Source organism: Flavobacterium sp. ASW18X (genome assembly GCF_005144745.1).
Lineage (GTDB): Bacteria > Bacteroidota > Bacteroidia > Flavobacteriales > Flavobacteriaceae > Croceivirga.
This window is the reverse complement of record NZ_SWKK01000016.1, coordinates 1-16,472: the sequence shown is the minus strand read 5'-3', so window position 1 is coordinate 16,472 and position 16,472 is coordinate 1. Positions and strand designations below refer to the sequence as shown.

General features: G+C 34.3%; 15 protein-coding genes. 8 read left to right on the top strand and 7 right to left on the bottom strand.

Annotated features, from left to right (window positions below; all coding sequences use genetic code 11):
* Nucleotides 1-66: 66 nt before the first annotated feature.
* The 5 genes from FBT53_RS11770 (at nt 67) to FBT53_RS11750 (ending at nt 7,023) form a co-directional block, all read left to right on the top strand.
* A complete protein-coding gene (locus tag FBT53_RS11770; protein WP_136951390.1) occupies nt 67-954 on the top strand; it encodes a hypothetical protein in 888 nt (295 codons plus the stop codon).
* A gap of 140 nt (nt 955-1,094) precedes the next feature.
* The gene (locus tag FBT53_RS11765) at nt 1,095-2,225 is read left to right on the top strand and encodes an efflux RND transporter periplasmic adaptor subunit (RefSeq protein ID WP_136951389.1); all 1,131 of its coding nucleotides are present in this window, start codon (nt 1,095-1,097) and stop codon (nt 2,223-2,225) included.
* On the top strand, nt 2,225-5,425 hold the full coding sequence (locus tag FBT53_RS11760; RefSeq protein ID WP_136951388.1) for an efflux RND transporter permease subunit: 3,201 nt from the start codon (nt 2,225-2,227) through the stop codon (nt 5,423-5,425). The genes FBT53_RS11765 and FBT53_RS11760 overlap by 1 nt, the downstream gene beginning before the upstream one ends.
* A gap of 19 nt (nt 5,426-5,444) precedes the next feature.
* Entirely contained in the window at nt 5,445-6,839 is a 1,395-nt protein-coding gene (locus tag FBT53_RS11755) for a TolC family protein (RefSeq protein ID WP_136951468.1), read from the top strand.
* A 1-nt stretch (nt 6,840) separates the two neighbouring features.
* Nucleotides 6,841-7,023 carry a CPXCG motif-containing cysteine-rich protein gene (locus FBT53_RS11750; protein ID WP_136951387.1) on the top strand — a complete coding sequence of 61 codons (183 nt, stop codon included), beginning with the start codon at nt 6,841-6,843 and terminating at the stop codon, nt 7,021-7,023.
* A 4-nt stretch (nt 7,024-7,027) separates the two neighbouring features.
* On the opposite strand, the gene FBT53_RS11745 is transcribed toward FBT53_RS11750, so the two are convergent.
* From FBT53_RS11745 to FBT53_RS11735, 3 genes are all read right to left on the bottom strand, one after another.
* Entirely contained in the window at nt 7,028-7,939 is a 912-nt protein-coding gene (locus FBT53_RS11745; RefSeq protein ID WP_136951386.1) for a sensor histidine kinase KdpD, read from the bottom strand.
* Nucleotides 7,940-8,282: 343 nt separating this feature from the next.
* Nucleotides 8,283-8,723, bottom strand: a complete 441-nt coding sequence (locus FBT53_RS11740) for a hemerythrin domain-containing protein (RefSeq protein ID WP_136951385.1) — start codon at nt 8,721-8,723, stop codon at nt 8,283-8,285.
* A gap of 9 nt (nt 8,724-8,732) precedes the next feature.
* Entirely contained in the window at nt 8,733-9,233 is a 501-nt protein-coding gene (locus FBT53_RS11735) for an arsenate reductase family protein (protein WP_136951384.1), read from the bottom strand.
* A gap of 234 nt (nt 9,234-9,467) precedes the next feature.
* Between FBT53_RS11735 and FBT53_RS11730 the strand changes: the two genes are divergently transcribed.
* Both FBT53_RS11730 and FBT53_RS11725 read left to right on the top strand, forming a co-directional pair.
* Nucleotides 9,468-10,577, top strand: a complete 1,110-nt coding sequence (locus FBT53_RS11730) for a DNA topoisomerase IB (RefSeq protein ID WP_136951383.1) — start codon at nt 9,468-9,470, stop codon at nt 10,575-10,577.
* Nucleotides 10,578-11,316: 739 nt separating this feature from the next.
* Entirely contained in the window at nt 11,317-11,694 is a 378-nt protein-coding gene (locus tag FBT53_RS11725) for a hypothetical protein (protein WP_136951382.1), read from the top strand.
* Here FBT53_RS11725 and FBT53_RS11720 read toward each other — a convergent pair.
* The 4 genes from FBT53_RS11720 to FBT53_RS11705 form a co-directional block, all read right to left on the bottom strand.
* A complete protein-coding gene (locus FBT53_RS11720) occupies nt 11,691-12,674 on the bottom strand; it encodes a hypothetical protein (protein ID WP_136951381.1) in 984 nt (327 codons plus the stop codon). The genes FBT53_RS11725 and FBT53_RS11720 overlap by 4 nt on opposite strands.
* Nucleotides 12,675-12,727: 53 nt before the next feature.
* Nucleotides 12,728-13,711, bottom strand: a complete 984-nt coding sequence (locus FBT53_RS11715) for a hypothetical protein (RefSeq protein ID WP_136951380.1) — start codon at nt 13,709-13,711, stop codon at nt 12,728-12,730.
* 54 nt (nt 13,712-13,765) lie between these two features.
* On the bottom strand, nt 13,766-14,365 hold the full coding sequence (locus FBT53_RS11710; protein WP_136951379.1) for a hypothetical protein: 600 nt from the start codon (nt 14,363-14,365) through the stop codon (nt 13,766-13,768).
* A gap of 405 nt (nt 14,366-14,770) precedes the next feature.
* The gene (locus FBT53_RS11705) at nt 14,771-15,376 is read right to left on the bottom strand and encodes a hypothetical protein (protein ID WP_136951378.1); all 606 of its coding nucleotides are present in this window, start codon (nt 15,374-15,376) and stop codon (nt 14,771-14,773) included.
* Between the two features lie 202 nt (nt 15,377-15,578).
* Here FBT53_RS11705 and FBT53_RS11700 point away from each other — a divergent pair, with 202 nt between their 5' ends.
* On the top strand, nt 15,579-16,151 hold the full coding sequence (locus tag FBT53_RS11700) for a nuclear transport factor 2 family protein (RefSeq protein ID WP_136951377.1): 573 nt from the start codon (nt 15,579-15,581) through the stop codon (nt 16,149-16,151).
* Nucleotides 16,152-16,472 lie beyond the last annotated feature (321 nt).

Here is a 16,472-nt window from a genome sequence, read left to right as displayed (position 1 = left end):
ATTTTTTTGTAAAGAATTCTTCCTTTTATTTTGTAGGTAAATTCTTATGAAGTAAATTTGAATTGTATGAAAACGACCAAATCAACCATCCTTTTTTTAGTAGCAGTGCTACAAACAGCTGTTAGCCTTGCTGAAATTGGCAAAGCAGAGAAAGCAGCTTTGGTAGAACTATACCAAAACACAAGAGGGGCGGAGTGGACAAATTCATGGAATTTAGATGCGCCAGTATCAGAATGGCAAGGTGTTGTTGTAAGAAATGATAAGGTTGTAGGCTTAAATCTTTTTAATAATAATCTTACTGGGGTTTTACCAGAGAGTTTAGGGAATTTAGAGTATTTAGAGCATCTAAATTTGGCATTTAATAGTATAACAGGTGAGTTACCAAAGAATATAGTAGAACTTAAACGCTTAAAAACGTTCAAGTTAGAGATGAATAGGCTTAAAGGGGGTATCCCTACAGAAATTGGTAACCTAACAGCCTTGAAAGAATTCTCTGTTTTTAATAATTTTTTGAGTGGGCCAATACCCGAAAGTTTTGGGGCTATTACGGGACTAAAAATATTGAATTTATCTAGCAACAACTTTAGAGGTACTATACCACAAAGTATAGGGAGCTTAACCCAGTTAAAGAAGTTAGGATTGTTTGAGAATGCGTTAGAAGGAGAAATACCTTCTAGCATAGGGCAATTGGTTGCTTTAGAAGAATTAGTGTTGGCAAATAATGACTTAGGTGGCGGTATACCGCAAGAATTTGCGCAACTTTCAAAATTAAAAGTACTTCAAATACAAAATAATAAGTTCAATTCTTACAGGGGTATTGAGGCCATGGACACTAAACAGTTTTTGGTATTAGATACAGATAGCGAAAAGCTATCGCCTTACAAGGTATTAGACTTACAAGCTGTACCTAGTAGGATGGCTGATACAAAATTTGAAGACAATGATAATAAGTAGTTAGTTATACTTTAGTTTGTTTGGTTCGGGGGTGCAGAGGTGTGCCCCCTTTTTTTGTGTCTATTTTTCTTTTTATGAAATATTTAACCCAGAACAGCCGTAGCTTGCGATAAGTTTGTATTTTAACAAATACCAAACTAATGCAAAGAAAAACCATCTCCGTTATCCTGGGGGTATTGCTAATTATTGCGGCTTTTTTTGGAGCCAAAGCAATTATCAATAGTAAAAAGGATAGAAAACCAACTCCCCAAAAGGTTGTAAAAACCGTTTTTGCAGAAGAAATTAAGAATAAGACGATACCTATTGTGGTTCCTGCCAACGGTAATTTGGTAGCTAAAGACCGCGTAGAACTATATGCAGAGGTACAAGGCGTTTTTAAAAAAGGAGCTAAGCCATTTAAAGCAGGTCAAGAATATCAAGCTGGGCAAACATTAATTCGTATAGATGCCTCCGAATATTACGCTAGTGTGCAAGCTGCTAAAAGTAATTTTTACAATCAACTTACCGCAATAATGCCAGATTTGCAATTAGATTATCCAGAACATTTTGATAAATGGCAGGCGTATTTGGTAAATTTTGATTTGAACAAAACTACCCCGGAGTTACCAGAGGTAACTTCTAACAAAGAGAAATTTTTTATTACGGGCAGAGGCATTTTTAGTAGTTATTACAATGTTAAAAATTTAGAACAGCGGCTTTCTAAGTATTCGTTGTCTGCACCATTTTCTGGTATATTAACAGAAGCCTTGGTTACAGAAGGCTCTTTGGTTCGGTCTGGCCAAAAGTTAGGTGAGTATATAAAAACGGGTGTATACGAGTTAGAAGTGGCAGTGAGTAAAACCTTTGCAGATTTTTTATCAGTAGGTAAAACAGTACAACTTCAAAATTTAGAAAAAACTAAAAAATTTACAGGTAAAGTGGTACGGGTAAATGGTAGGGTAGACCAAACATCGCAAACCATTACTGCCTTTATAGAAGTAGAAGGGAATCAATTAAAAGAAGGACAGTATTTAGAGGCGCAGTTAGACGCTAATGAAGTTGAAAATGCCATAGAGGTAGACCGTTCGCTTTTAACGGAAAACAATCAGATTTTTGTGGTTAAGGACTCTATTTTAGATGTAATAGACGTTAAGCCCGTATATTTTTCAGAAAAGAAAGTTGTACTCCAAGATGTGCCAGAAGGGACTACAATTGTATCTAAGCCAGTAACGGGTGCGTACGCGGGTATGTTGGTTAAGGTGTTTAAGGATAAAGCAGAAAGTACAGAATAATGAAGAAGATAATAGAATACTTCATTAAATACCACGTAGCTGTTAACGTGGTAATCATATCCTTCTTCATCTTTGGTATTGTGGGGATGCTTTCTTTAAAATCATCCTTCTTTCCTTTAACAGATTCCAAAAATGTACTCATTACCATAGTTTATCCTGGTGCTTCTCCGCAAGAAATTGAAGAAGGGGTCGTCCTTAAAATAGAGGATAATTTAAAAGGATTACAAGGAGTGGATAGAGTCACTTCTACGTCTAGAGAAAATTCGGGTACCATTAATGTAGAGATAGAAAAGGGGTATGATATTGATTTTATGCTTCTGGAGGTTAAAAATGCGGTGGATAGGGTACCAACCTTCCCCACAGGTATGGAGCCTCTAATTGTTGCCAAACAAGAAGCCATAAGGCAGACGATTAGCTTTGCAATTAGCGGGGAGCATGTTTCTCTTGCCGTTTTAAAACAAATTGGCCGTCAAGTAGAAAATGATTTACGGGCCATGGAGGGTATTAGTCAAATTAGCATTGGTGGTTACCCAGATGAAGAGATAGAAATTGCGGTTAATGAAGATAATTTGCTCGCCTACAACGTCTCTTTTTCAGAAGTAGCAGCAGCAGTTTCTAATGCCAATATTTTAGTTACAGGGGGTAATATTAAAACGGATGCAGAAGAATACCTAATTAGAGCTAATAATAGGTCGTATTATGGTGATGAATTGAGCAATATAATTGTTAGGGCAGATGCTAGTGGTAGAACGGTTCGTTTAAAAGATGTTGCGACCATAAGAGATAGGTTTTCAGAAACCCCAAATGCTTCCTATTTTAATGGTAATCTTAGTGTTTCTGTTACCATAACTAGTACAAATACGGAAGATTTAATTGGTTCTGCAGACAAGGTAAAGGCTTATATAGAAGAATACAATCAAAAATACAATAACGTACAGTTAAGTGTGGTGAGTGATTTGTCTAAAACGCTTAATCAACGTACCCAATTACTAACGGAAAATGCTATAGTAGGGATGTTGTTGGTTTTGGTGTTTCTATCCCTTTTCTTAAACACTCGTTTGGCATTCTGGGTGGCTTTTGGTTTACCCGTGGCTTTCTTAGGAATGTTCATATTCGCTCCTATGTTAGATGTAACCATTAACGTCCTGTCTTTATTTGGGATGATAATTGTAATTGGTATTCTAGTAGATGATGGTATTGTAATAGCAGAGAACATTTACCAGCATTACGAAGATGGTAAAAGCCCTGTTAAAGCAGCTTTAGATGGTACTTTAGAAGTAATACCCCCTATTGTTTCTGCTATCATAACCACTATTTTGGCGTTTTCTATTTTCTTGTTTTTAGAAGGTAGAATTGGTGAATTCTTTGGAGAGGTATCTGTGATTGTGATTTTGACTCTAGTAGTTTCTTTGGTAGAAGCGTTAATTATTTTACCCGCTCACTTAGCACATTCCACGGCCTTAACCAAACAAACTTCACAACCCAAAACAACATTGGGCAAAATGTTTGCCAAGCTTAGAGAAGTTAACAAATATGGGGATAGGTCTATGGCATGGATGCGTGATAAATTATATGCTCCGGCTTTATCTTTTGCTTTGCAACATCGTTTTTTGACCTTCGCTATTTTTATTACGGCCCTTTTTCTCACTATAGGTTCTATTGGTGGCGGTATTGTAAAAACAGCCTTTTTTCCGCGAGTAGCTAGTGATAGGGTAAGTGTGCAATTAGAAATGCCTAATGGAACCAATGAAAAGATAACAGACTCTATCATCAGTCTAATTCAAGAGAAAGCTCATATTGTAAATCAAGAATTAACAGACCAATATTTAGATGGTTCTGGTAAGGAATTGTTTGAAAATATGATTAAAAAACTGGGACCTGGAACAGCTACAGCTTCATTAGAAATTAATTTATTGCCAGGAGAAGAAAGACCAGACGCTATTGTCTCCGATATGGTTACTAGCCGTTTGAGAGAGTTAATGGGACCAGTGATAGGCGTAGAAAGTTTAATTTATGGTTCTGGTGGTAATTTTGGAGGAGACCCTATATCGGTTTCGTTATTGGGCAATAATATAACCGAATTGAAAGCTGCTAAAAAAGAACTTAAGACGGCTTTAGAGGAAAATTCGCTTTTAAAAGATGTCAAGGATAACGACCCTGCTGGAATAAAAGAAATACAGTTACAGTTAAAAGAAAATGCCTATCTCTTAGGGTTAGATTTACGTACGGTGATGAATCAAGTGCGCTCTGGGTTTTTTGGAGTACAAGCACAACGTTTTCAGCGGGGACAAGACGAAATACGGGTCTGGGTACGCTATGACCGCACTAATAGAGAATCTATAAATCAACTAGATGAAATGCGCATTGTAACGCCTACGGGTTCTCGCGTGCCTCTAAAAGAAATAGCAAGTTATACCATTGCTCGTGGAGATGTAGCAATAAATCACTTAGACGGTCAAAGAGAAATACAGGTTGGTGCTGATTTAAAAGATGCTAAGACCACAAGTGCTCCAGATATTATGTCATGGATTAAAACAGATATTATGTCAGAGATACAATCCAAGTACCCAACTGTTTCTGCATCTTATGAAGGTCAAAGTAGAGAGCGTAACAAACTTACAGACAGTTTAAATTATGTTGGGCCTGTGGTGCTATTTCTTATTTATATCACTATTGCGTTTACGTTCAGAAGTTTCAGTCAGCCATTGCTACTTATATTATTAATTCCGTTTAGTTTAACTGCGGTAGCATGGGGACATTATATTCATGATTTTCCAGTGAACTTGTTGTCTATGTTAGGTATTATAGCGCTGATAGGTATTATGGTGAATGATGGTTTGGTGCTCATTGGTAAATTCAACGGAAATTTAAAATCTGGGATGAAATTTGATGATGCTCTATATGAAGCAGGAAAATCTAGATTTAGAGCTATTTTCTTAACCTCTATTACTACTATAGCTGGTTTAGCGCCTTTACTACTAGAAAAGAGTAGACAAGCACAATTTCTAAAACCTATGGCAATCTCTATTGCCTATGGTATTGGTTTTGCTACAATACTTACTTTGCTAATGTTACCTATTTTTCTGTCTTTTAGCAACCAAATTAAGGTAGGGGCTAAATGGTTAAAAACAGGAGAAGATGTGAGTAAGGAAGAGGTAGAGCGGGCTATAAAAGAACAACAAGAACATCACGATGCATAATTTAAAGAAGAGTAACATTATGCCTTTACATATTAGTAAGTCAGTTACATTAATCTTATTATTTACAGGATTCTTAGGTATTAGTCAGACTGCTTTTTTAAGTAAAGAAGAGGCTGTAAAACAGACTTTAGAAAACAACTTGGGAATTAAGGTGGCCAACAATAATGTAGCCATTGCAGACAATAATCAAGGAATATTAAATTCTGGTTACTTGCCCACTATAACGGCACAAGCAGGCGCCAATTATAATAGGGACGATAGTACTATAGAATTCCCAGGACAATTTTTAACAGATGGTGAGGGCGCTATTTTGGTAGATGAAAGTACGGGTAACCCAATTGCACGCCCAGATGTAGAAATTAATAAGGCCGAAGCACAACGTTATAATGCCTCTGTGAATGTAAATTATACACTGTTTGATGGTTTTGGGCGCTATTACAATTATAAGCGCTTACAAGAAGAGTACAATCTTTCTAGTTTGCAAGCAAGAGAAACTATAGAGAATACCATTATACAGTTATTCTCTGTGTATTATGAAGTTGCTCGTATAAGTGAGAATGTAGGTGTTTTAGAAGAAACTTTCGCTAACACAAAAAACAGACTTACCCGTGCAGAATATGGTTTTGAGTATGGTCAAGTAAATAAATTAGATGTGCTTAATGCTCAAGTAGATTTGGTAAATGATAGTATTAACCTAATGACGGAAAGACAGCTGTTAGAAAATACGCAGCGCGATTTAAACATCATCCTAAACCAAGAAATAGAAAGCCAGTTCAATGTAGACACCACAGCAGTTTTTGTATCGCCTATAGAATTAGAAAATTTTGTGGGAGATGCGCCAAACAATAATGTGCGTTTGTTACAAGCCAAAAGCAATATGACCATTAATGATTATACGGTGAAAAATGCAAAATCTGTGTTTTTACCTACTGTTGGATTAACGGGTTCTTATGGGTGGAACCTAAATCAATCTGCGGCTTCTGCCTTTTTTCCTGGAACCAATAATACTACTTTTAGTTTTGGTTTGGGTGCTAATTTAACCTGGAATTTATTTGATGGTGGTTCTGGTATAACCCAGGTTAAAAACGCTAGATTGTTACTAGATTCTCAAGACCAATTACAGCAACAACTGGCATTGGAGGTTACAAGAGATATAGCGAATGCTAAGGGTAATTATGAAAACCGTTTAAAAGTGTTCCGTTTGCAAGAACAGAATGTGCTCACTGCCACTAACAATTTTGATAGGTCTAATGAGCGTTATAAGTTAGGACAGATTACCTCTGTAGAATTAAGGCAAGCGCAAATTAACCTGCTTAATGCTCAAACCAGTAAAAATTTAGCTAAGTACAATGCCAAACTAGCAGAATTGCAATTGTTGCAATTAACAGGCCAGTTGTTAAATGTAAGCTATTAAGATGTTAGAACACTTTTTTCAATGTCCATACTGTTGGGAAGAAATATCCATGCTTTTAGATACTTCTGTGAGCCAACAAACGTATGTGGAAGATTGTGAAGTCTGTTGTAATCCGATAGAAATACAAGCCAATTTTCAGAATAACGAAATAATTTCCTTTGTTGCAGTGGAGTTGGGGCAATAAACAATTACGCCCTGCCTTGTGGTAGCTCAAAAGTCATAGTGGTGCCTTGCCCTGGAGTACTATTGATGTTTAGGGTGCCTTTATTTTTCTTTAAGTAAAATAAGCATGTTCTAATACCAAAGCCCGTACCTTTTTCATTAGAAGTACCCTTGGTGGTGAACCAATTTTCACCTTCCATAATTTTTTCTATTTCTTTTTCAGAAATCCCTACACCAGTATCCGTAATTTCGGTATAGACCTTACCGTACATTTGATAGGTGCGCAGGTAAATTTTACCATTTTCTGGAGTAAATTTTATGGCATTGTGTAAAACATTTCTAAAGATAAAAGCGTAACTGTTTTCATCTGCATAGATATCATGCGCGCTTATATTAGCAAGTATTTTAATATTTTTTTCTTCGGCCAAAGGTTCTAAAAGTTTGCAAACAGGTTTAATTGCTGTAGCACAAGAAAACACCTGTTTTTCTAAGGGTTTATCTAAGGTTTGCCTTTTGGACCAGTCTAGCAAACCATCTAAAAAAACAGTAACGCCGTCTAGCTTATCCGCTACTTGGCCCAAGTATTCTTTAGATTCCTTAATGTCTGCATCCTCATTTAAAAAAATATCTAACAGGCCTTTTAAGTTGATTAAAGGAGAACGGACGTCATGAGAAATTAGCGCGAATAATTTTTTATTGACGTTGTCTAATTGCTCCAATCTAACTTTTTGTTGTTTTAATTTTTTAAGGGTATTGTACGTAAATAAAGCTATGGGTATTGCAATTAATAGTGGAATTACAGAAGCCAAAATTAACCCTTCCCAAAAGTGAATCCATCCTACTAGTTTATGCCCTAGAAGGTAGAACAGCACAGATAGTATCGTTGAAACGATAACTATAAAAGCTGGGTGGTGTCTTGTGATTTTAGGTAATTTCATGATTTTGGGACTTAAAACATTCTACATCATTTAATCATTTACGAAACAATATTTTTGAATTTAGTTTCTACAAAGATATTTTAGCTTTGTAGGAATTTATCTACTTTTTTGATTAATGGGTAGCTAAAAGGGTTAAAATCCAATTTGCTATCGATGGGTGGTTTTGGTTTTGTAGGAATTTTTAAGTTTTGTCTTACTTTTTATCGTTTTTCCTACAAAAAAATAAGGTCTGTTTTTGTATGCTAGTAGTAAGGTACAAAAAAAAGAAAGGGTTCCTATATGGAACCCCTCTGGGATAATTGCTAACCAACAATCAAGAGCAAAGTATGTGTAATAGTATTCTTTATTCGCTTCGTTGCTTGCTTATGTAATCTGTGTATGTAGTGGCTAATTCTTTAATTGCTACCTCTGGTAGTACTTTACCCGCTAATTGAAAAAAGCTATGTTCCTCATCTTCTAGGTGATGGGTAACTTTTTCCTGAAGGTCTTTAGCATACTTTAGCCAAGCAGAGCTAGAAAATTCGGTTTCTTCTAATTTCTCTACTAACTCATCTATTTCGTGATGTTCTGCAACCCCATGTCTAGCATGGTCCTGCGTTTTATCTATTTTCATTAAAGGAATGTAGAAGTGACGTTCCTCACCATCAGCATGTATAGCCAATTCTCTCTTAAGCGTATTGAAAGCATCTCTTCTAGTTTTACTATCCCCACTAGTGTCTACCAATACATCTAGTAATTTGCGTTGTACATCGTGGTCGTTACGGATGGCTTCAAAAATGGTCATAGTCTTCTGTTAAAATCGTTCATTTTTAGTAGTGTCTTTATGGTTTGCTTTTTTTATTGCTTCCGGAGATTTATCAAAATTGCTACCGTCAGCTTCAAAAAAGGAACTTAAGTCGTGCTGGTTAGCTACAAGTTTTGCATGTTCCCCTTTTATAATTATGGGAGTAGCTAATACTTCTGGGTTGTTCTGTATCACTTTAAGCCAATCATGCGTATCCATCTGCTCATCGCCATTAATATCTTTAGAAAGATTATGAGAATCTCCAAATAAATCCTTGGCAGAGATGTTTAGCAGCTCTAAAATTTCGGTCCAAACGGTATCAGAAATTTTTTCATTATCTATATTTATGGTCCTCACTGGGCCATCTATACTTTGAGCATACGCTAAAAGGCGTTTGCCCGATTCTGATTTATTAGAATAAATATAAATGTACTGCTTCTTATCTGTGGCTAAAACTCCCATATCTTGTGGCATCACTGTAGTATTGTTATTCTTTACAAAGATGACCACCTTTTATTCTTATAAGGACTCCATTAAAATAAAATATGAACTGTATTGCTTTGATAAAGAAATAAATAGGTAAAACTGTCGGCAATTGGATTGCGTTACTAAAAGTTTGGTATGAGTTAAATTGTAAACTTTGGTGAGAGCATCTTTGCAATATAAGTTTACGGCTAGGTATACTTATAGTGGTGGTATTAAAAGGTTGTCTCTGTAGACAACCTTTTTTAATTTTTTTAAACTATGCTGAAGACGGAAATCAGAAAAGTGCTCAAAGGAATAGAGCGGTTTTACGAAGCGCCACAGGAAGATTTAGCGTATTTTAATTTGGTCTACGCTACGCCAGACGTGTTGTGCATATCAAGGAAAAAAGACGAAGAAAAATATGCATATATCCTTGCCACCGGAGAGCGCTTGCAAAAAGAAAAAGAAATAAAACGAATAAATGCATTGGCCATACCGCCAGCCTGGCAAAAAGTAAAAATAGCTTCCTTAGCCAATGCACATTTACAGGCAACGGGTAGAGATGGAAAAAACAGAAAACAATATCGCTATCATCCTAAATGGACTACAATTAGAAACCAAACTAAATTCTATAGAATGTTGCCATTTGCTGGTGTTTTACCCAAAATTAGAAAAAGAGTAGAGGCAGACTTAACGGCCAAGGGTTGGCAAAAAGAAAAAGTATTGGCACTGATAGTACGTTTGTTAGAAGAGTCTCATATAAGAATTGGAAATAGCTATTATGCAGAGCGAAATAAAACATATGGTCTGTCTACCTTAAGAAATAAGCATGTATCTATATTCAATGATAAAATAAAGTTTCAGTTTATTGGTAAAAAGGGAAAAGAGCATAAGGTTACCATAAGAAATAAAAAGTTGGCGCGTTTGGTAAATCGTTGTGAAGAATTGCCGGGATGGGAACTTTTTCAATATTTTGATGAAAACGGAAATAAGCAAAAAGTAGATAGTGGTTTGGTAAACCAGTATTTACAAGAATGTAGTGGAGCCCATTTTACGGCAAAGGATTTTAGAACATGGGCAGCAAGTCTAATAGTTTTTGATACACTTAACACAATGCCAACAGTAAATAGTGATAAAGAAAAGCATAAGCAATGGGTACTAGCCTTAGATGCTGCGGCAAAAGAATTAAATAATACCAGAAAGGTATGTCAAAAATATTATGTACATCCGCTTTTAGAAGAACTGCATAAATCTGAAGAATTAACGCCCTATTTTAAAATAGCAAATTCAAGAAGCAAAACCAATAATACTAGCTTGCAACCTAATGAAATAGCATTACATCAATTGTTAGAAAACTATAAGCCAGAAATACTACAAAAGTTAAAATAACCAAATAAGCCAAGAATATTCTTACCTGTTTAGAAATAGAAATAATAATAAATAGTTTTTGTTTAATCTTTTTGTGAATTAATTGACAATTTCTACGACTGTGTTAGACTAAATATGGAAAAGTTGCGTTATTTTTGAACACGCTTTTGAATAAGAAAACCCCTACCTAAAAAAGTTAGGACAATTGGGGGATTGCTACTGACAATCGCGGTAGGGGTTCTTTAAAAGTATTGAAAAAATTGGTAACGGTAATTATTTCTTGTTTTTTGTACGCAAGACAGCATAAAGTTTAATTTGGTCCGTTACTATGTTAGTTACAATTAGACTCTGTAACTACTTAAACCATTTAGGGTGGGATTACTATCTAGAGCACGATTGGTCTTGGGGGAGACAAGTTGGCAAAAGAGGTTTTCCCTCCTGGGATGGTACTTTTTCTTCTATTAATAATACATATTTTATAACAGTATATAGGATTGTAGAATGTATTTACGCTGCAACCTTAAAGCATAAAAAAAGGTAAGCGGGGAAGCTTACCTTTTTGTTTTAGTGATAGATTGTGATGACGTCCTTTTTATATTTTAAAAGTGCTTCACAGGTTTAAATATAGAAAAAAATCTATATAATAGCATTTTGATAGAAAATAAAATTTTAGTTTTTCGATTAACTGCACAACTTGGTCTAGTATACACTGTAGAAAATAGTATCTTTGGGTCTAGCTTAAACAATTAGAAATAGTAGCGTGATAAAGACCATTGATAGATTGATGCAGTTTATTGAACATGCAGGTTTGAGTGCCCGCCAGTTTGATATTAGTATTGGAGCCAGTAATGGCTATACCTTACGCATGCGTAAGAACCATGCATCTATAGGTAGTGATGTTATAGAAAACATTATTAAAACCTATCCACAGTTAAATTTAATATGGTTAATTACGGGAGAGGGTGAGATGCTTAACCCGGAAAAACAATTCTTATCTGCGAACAAACTTCCAAAAGAAAAGGAGCTAGAAATAGAGCGAATTATTGCCGCTAAAATTAGAGAGCGACAAGAAAAAGAATTGCAAGAACTTTTACGAGAAGTAAATAAGGAATTAGACAAACGAGAAGATAAGGATTAAGTAAGCTTTTCAAGTTCTTCTTCTAGTTCTTTTTTCAATGCCGCTAATTCTGCTTTACTCAGGTCTTTTTTAGTAGCCAAGCGCTGCTTTTTCTCTTCAATATTTTGTTGCTGCTTGCCAAAACGTTGCTCTACGGCATGTTCTATGTTTTGGTACTGTAATTTTAGAAATGCTCTAATCTGTTCTTGGTGGTCTGCAGCTTGAGCTAGTAGTAGTAAAACAATTAAGATTGCAAGTAAGAATGGACCAGATTGGTAGAGTTCAAACTCGTCTACAATATCCTCTTCACTGTCAGAGATTATACAATTATAAAATTGGTTTACTAGCAGAAGAATAGGAGAAAGAATAGCGTAACGCCACCATTTTTTCTCAGAAAAAAACCAAGTTAAAAAAGCAATAAATCCATAAATTTTGATAATAACAGCTAAATGGAATGTGCTAAAATCATAAAACCCATAGGAGCCAATTGTTATAAAACCTAGGTTTAATTCTTTTGATTTATACGGTATAACGGAAAAGGTAGAGGAAATATAAAGCAAACCAATGACAATGAATAAAAGATTTGCAGGATTTAGTTGGTTATTTTTTCTGATTCTATAATAGTAGTCCTTATTAAAGTATAAATAGGCTAGGCTACAAAGATGAAAAAGTAGATAAACAGATTTTGTATAGCCTTTAAAAATAGGAATCGGATAGGTGAAAAAATTAGCTAGTAGAGAAATAACTATAAAATAAACCCCATATAAATGTTTGTTCTTTGCATTTTTAAACCAAATTATGAACAGGCAGATTAAATACAAATAGGTTAATTCCATATAAATTAAACCACTAAAAGGAGTATCAAAAATCTGCTTCTGGTAATTTCTCCAAAGTTCATGGTCTAAATCAAATGGAGAATAGGTGTTTAGGTACAACAAAAACGGCAACAAAAATATCGCTAGAGCCTTAATACCATCTTTTACTACGGGGTTTTTAAACATTGGGCAAAAATAGAAAACTATGTTTGTCTAAAACCTAATAGGTTTTGTTAGCTTTAAGATAGTTTTTTAAGTTCTTGTTCTAGTTCTTTTTTCAATGCCGCTAATTCTGCTTTACTCAGGTCTTTTTTAGTAGCCAAGCGCTGCTTTTTCTCTTCAATATTTTGTTGTTGTTTGCCAAAACGTTGCTCTACGGCATGTTCTATGTGTTGGTACTGCAATAGTAAAAATGCTTTTATCCGTTCTTGGTGGTCTGCAGCTTGTGCTAATAACAATAAAGCAATTAAGAGGGTTAACAAAAATGGACCAGATTGGTAGAGTTCAAACTCGTCTATTATATCATCTTCACCATTAGAAATTATGCAATTATAGAATTGGTTTACCAGCAGAAGAATAGGAGAGAGAATAGCGTAACGCCACCATTTTTTTTCAGTAAAAAACCAGATTAAAAAAGCAATAATACCATAAATTTTAATGAAAGCAACTAAATTGAAGGTATTAAAATTTTGAAATCCGTAGGAGCTAATTGTTACAAAACCTAGGTTTAATTCTTTAGATGTATATGAAAAAAGGTTTAAATGACAGCAAATGTAAAGCAAACCAACGACAACCAATAAGAGGTTTAAAGGATTTAGTTGGTTGTTATTTCTGATTCTATAATGGTAGTCCTTTTTAAATAATAAATAGGTTAGGCTACAAAGATGAAAAATTAGATAGGTCAGTTCAAGATAGCCATCAAATATTGGAAATACATAGTTAAAAGAATTTGCTATTAATGAAGTAATAATAAAATAAACTCCGTATAAATGTTTGTCTTTTATATTATTAAACCAAATTAGGAACAGGCATGTTAAATAGAAATAGTTCAATTCTACGTAAACTAATCCACTAAAAAAAGTATTGTAAATCTGCGTTTTATAATATCTCCAAAGTTCATAGTCTAAATCATCAGGAGCATACATGTGTATATAAGATAAAAACGGCAACAAAAATATCGCTAGAGCCTTTATACCATCTTTTACTACAGGGTTTTTAAACATTGGGCAAAAATAGAAAACTATGTTTGTCTAATACCTAATAGGTTTTGTTAGGTATTACGTAAGCTTTTTAAGTTCTTGTTCTAGTTCTTTTTTCAAGGCTGCTAATTCTGCTTTGCTGAGGTCTTTTTTAGTAGCCAAGCGTCGTTTTTTCTCTTCAATATTTTGTTGTTGCCTGCCAAAACGTTGCTCTACGGCATGTTCTATGTTTTGGTACTGCAATCGTAAAAATGCTTTTATCCGTTCTTGGTGGTCTGCAGCTTGTGCTAGTAGCAGTAAGACAATCAGGATTACGAGTAAGAATGGACCAGATTGGTAGAGTTCTATTTCGTCTATTTCTCCGGAACTACTATTTGTTTGAAAAATATTGAAAATTTGATTTGTCAATAATAGAAGGGGAGATAAAATGGCATATCGCCACCAACGGTTTTCTAAAATAAACCACACCAAAAAATAAATCACTAAGGAAACTTTATTACTCGTTATATACACTAATTGTGCAGCATCAACAAATCCGTAAGATTCGATTCTGAAAAGAATTAAATTATACGTATCTATTCCTTTGGGGAGGTAAATTGTGATTTCCCTAAATAAAAGGGTAATCAAAATTAGAAGAGCACTTGATGAAAATTTTATATTACGAACTCTTGTTTTCATATTCTTTTTCAAAAAAGAACCAACTATGAATATTATTATTAAGAACAATAAGGTTAGTTTGTTGAAAATAAGAGGTTTGTGGCAAAATATCGTATATGATAGAAATTGATGAATTGACCAAGTAAGAATGATTCCGACGGCTAACTTTATAGTAGAGGTACAAGATTTAAACCAAATTAAGAATAACAAGACGTACTGAAATGTGCTAATAGCGAAGTACATTAAAGAGAGAAGATTTTCGTGTTCGTTACCAATGTTTAAAAATGATTTTAAATTTTGATTTGTTAGTTCGTAATCAATAAAAAAAAGGTGCAGATAGGATAAAAACGGCAACAAAAATATCGCCAAAGCTTTTACAAAATCTTTTGTAGTAGTGGATAAAATCAATCAGTAAAAATTAAAAGATTATTTCTTTTTACGTTTTTTAGGTTTGCATTCCTTGCAATAATCCGAGTATTCTTTTAATTCTTCTCTAACTTTTTGATGCGCTTTTTGTAAAAGCTCTTCTTTTGCTCCAAAATTCGAGGCATCGTAAAGTTGAGCGCTAATCGTATTGCGTTCAGCAATCATTTTACTATAATAGGGCTGAAAAAAATTAGCATTGGAAAACGCTTTTTTATTTTCAAACAATTCTTTACGTATTTTCCGTGCATACAACTCGGACAAATCAAAATCATAAGATGCTAAATGTAATAGTCTGGTTAGTTGTTTTTGATTTTGAGCTTTAAGAACCGCCGTGTTCTTATCTAGAATGCAAATTACTTTGTCATTAAAGTTTTTCGTAAACATAAATTCTATGTTCGTCATTTGAAAACCAAGCTCAATAGTAATACCTGTTTGCAGGTAAAGATTACTTACTTCTTGGTCTACTTTAGTAGTAGCTGCTTTAAAATCAGCTAAAGAAAATTCGTAGTTATTTATCCATTCTTGTCTAGATTCTTGTGCTTTTACAAAAGAAAAGAAGGTAAATACTAATAGTGTGGCAAAAAGCCATTGGGGGCACTTGAACATACTATAGTCAATTGGTTAGGTGCTAAAAATAACAAATTGTTGTAATAATACTTTATTTTCCATCTGTTAAGATTACGATGGTCATCTGCTCCTTAAATAAAAAGCGTATCAGAAAAAATAAAGGAATACAGCTGAGATTTCAGCTAAAGGCCATATATTTCTTAGCTAGAATGTTCTATTTTTTAAACTAACCTTTTTAGATATGACCAAAAAATTATCTATAGTTATTGTGGCTATTTTATGTATCGCTTGTTCAAACAAGAATGCCGATAACAAAGCAATGGTTAAAGCTTACTATGATGGTTTTCTTAAAGGTGATTATGATTTAGTTAAACAAGTACTGGCAGACGAGTTTATATCGGTAGAAGGAGATTTTACTACAAGGTACACCCGGGAAACCTATCATGAATTATTTAAGTGGGATTCAGTTTTTAAACCAACCTACCATATTAAAGAGATAAAAACAATGCAAAACGAAGTGGTAGCAACAGTATCGGTATCTAGTGATAAATTTCAATTTCTAAAAAATAATCCATTAGTGTTTAAGCATAAGTTTTCTTTTAAAAATGGAAAAATTGCTAAATCTGAAAACATTGAATTTATTGGTACAGATTGGGACGCTTGGGAAGCTCAGAAACAAGCTTTGATAATTTGGATTGCTAAAGAGCATCCGGAGCTAGATGGTTTCATGTACGATTTAACCGAAAAAGGAGCAATCAATTATAATCGTGCTATGGATTTGTATAAAAACCGTGTCCTTAAAGACAGTCTTTAGTACACCTTTCTTCTCTTTGTCAACCAAATAGGCAAGTAATAACATCGGTTTTTTAATACGCTGCTATTTTCTTCCAAATATTCTTCTTGACCTTTAAAGCAGGGGAAAACCACCTTTTCTATCCTAAATTACCAAAAAACTGTGTAAAATTACCGTTTACATTAAATTAACATTGAGTGCAGGGTAATATAGCATAGATATTGGCAAAAATTGGTGTAGAATGGCATAGCACAACGGGCGTATGTTTGCAGTGTAAGTTTTTACTAACATATTAAACGATTGAGTTATGAAAGCAATCTTAAGAAACTTAACAGTAGTAGC

What these genes read in the sequence shown, in the direction of transcription:
- FBT53_RS11730 (WP_136951383.1), top strand. Translation starts at nt 9,468, where the DNA reads ATGCTGAAGACGGAAATCAGAAAAGTGCTCAAAGGAATAGAGCGGTTT.
- FBT53_RS11760 (WP_136951388.1), top strand. Translation starts at nt 2,225, where the DNA reads ATGAAGAAGATAATAGAATACTTCATTAAATACCACGTAGCTGTTAAC.
- FBT53_RS11770 (WP_136951390.1), top strand. Translation starts at nt 67, where the DNA reads ATGAAAACGACCAAATCAACCATCCTTTTTTTAGTAGCAGTGCTACAA.
- FBT53_RS11765 (WP_136951389.1), top strand. Translation starts at nt 1,095, where the DNA reads ATGCAAAGAAAAACCATCTCCGTTATCCTGGGGGTATTGCTAATTATT.
- FBT53_RS11745 (WP_136951386.1), bottom strand. Translation starts at nt 7,939, where the DNA reads ATGAAATTACCTAAAATCACAAGACACCACCCAGCTTTTATAGTTATC.
- FBT53_RS11715 (WP_136951380.1), bottom strand. Translation starts at nt 13,711, where the DNA reads ATGTTTAAAAACCCTGTAGTAAAAGATGGTATAAAGGCTCTAGCGATA.
- FBT53_RS11720 (WP_136951381.1), bottom strand. Translation starts at nt 12,674, where the DNA reads ATGTTTAAAAACCCCGTAGTAAAAGATGGTATTAAGGCTCTAGCGATA.
- FBT53_RS11705 (WP_136951378.1), bottom strand. Translation starts at nt 15,376, where the DNA reads ATGTTCAAGTGCCCCCAATGGCTTTTTGCCACACTATTAGTATTTACC.
- FBT53_RS11700 (WP_136951377.1), top strand. Translation starts at nt 15,579, where the DNA reads ATGACCAAAAAATTATCTATAGTTATTGTGGCTATTTTATGTATCGCT.
- FBT53_RS11750 (WP_136951387.1), top strand. Translation starts at nt 6,841, where the DNA reads ATGTTAGAACACTTTTTTCAATGTCCATACTGTTGGGAAGAAATATCC.
- FBT53_RS11710 (WP_136951379.1), bottom strand. Translation starts at nt 14,365, where the DNA reads ATGAAAACAAGAGTTCGTAATATAAAATTTTCATCAAGTGCTCTTCTA.
- FBT53_RS11740 (WP_136951385.1), bottom strand. Translation starts at nt 8,723, where the DNA reads ATGACCATTTTTGAAGCCATCCGTAACGACCACGATGTACAACGCAAA.
- FBT53_RS11755 (WP_136951468.1), top strand. Translation starts at nt 5,445, where the DNA reads ATGCCTTTACATATTAGTAAGTCAGTTACATTAATCTTATTATTTACA.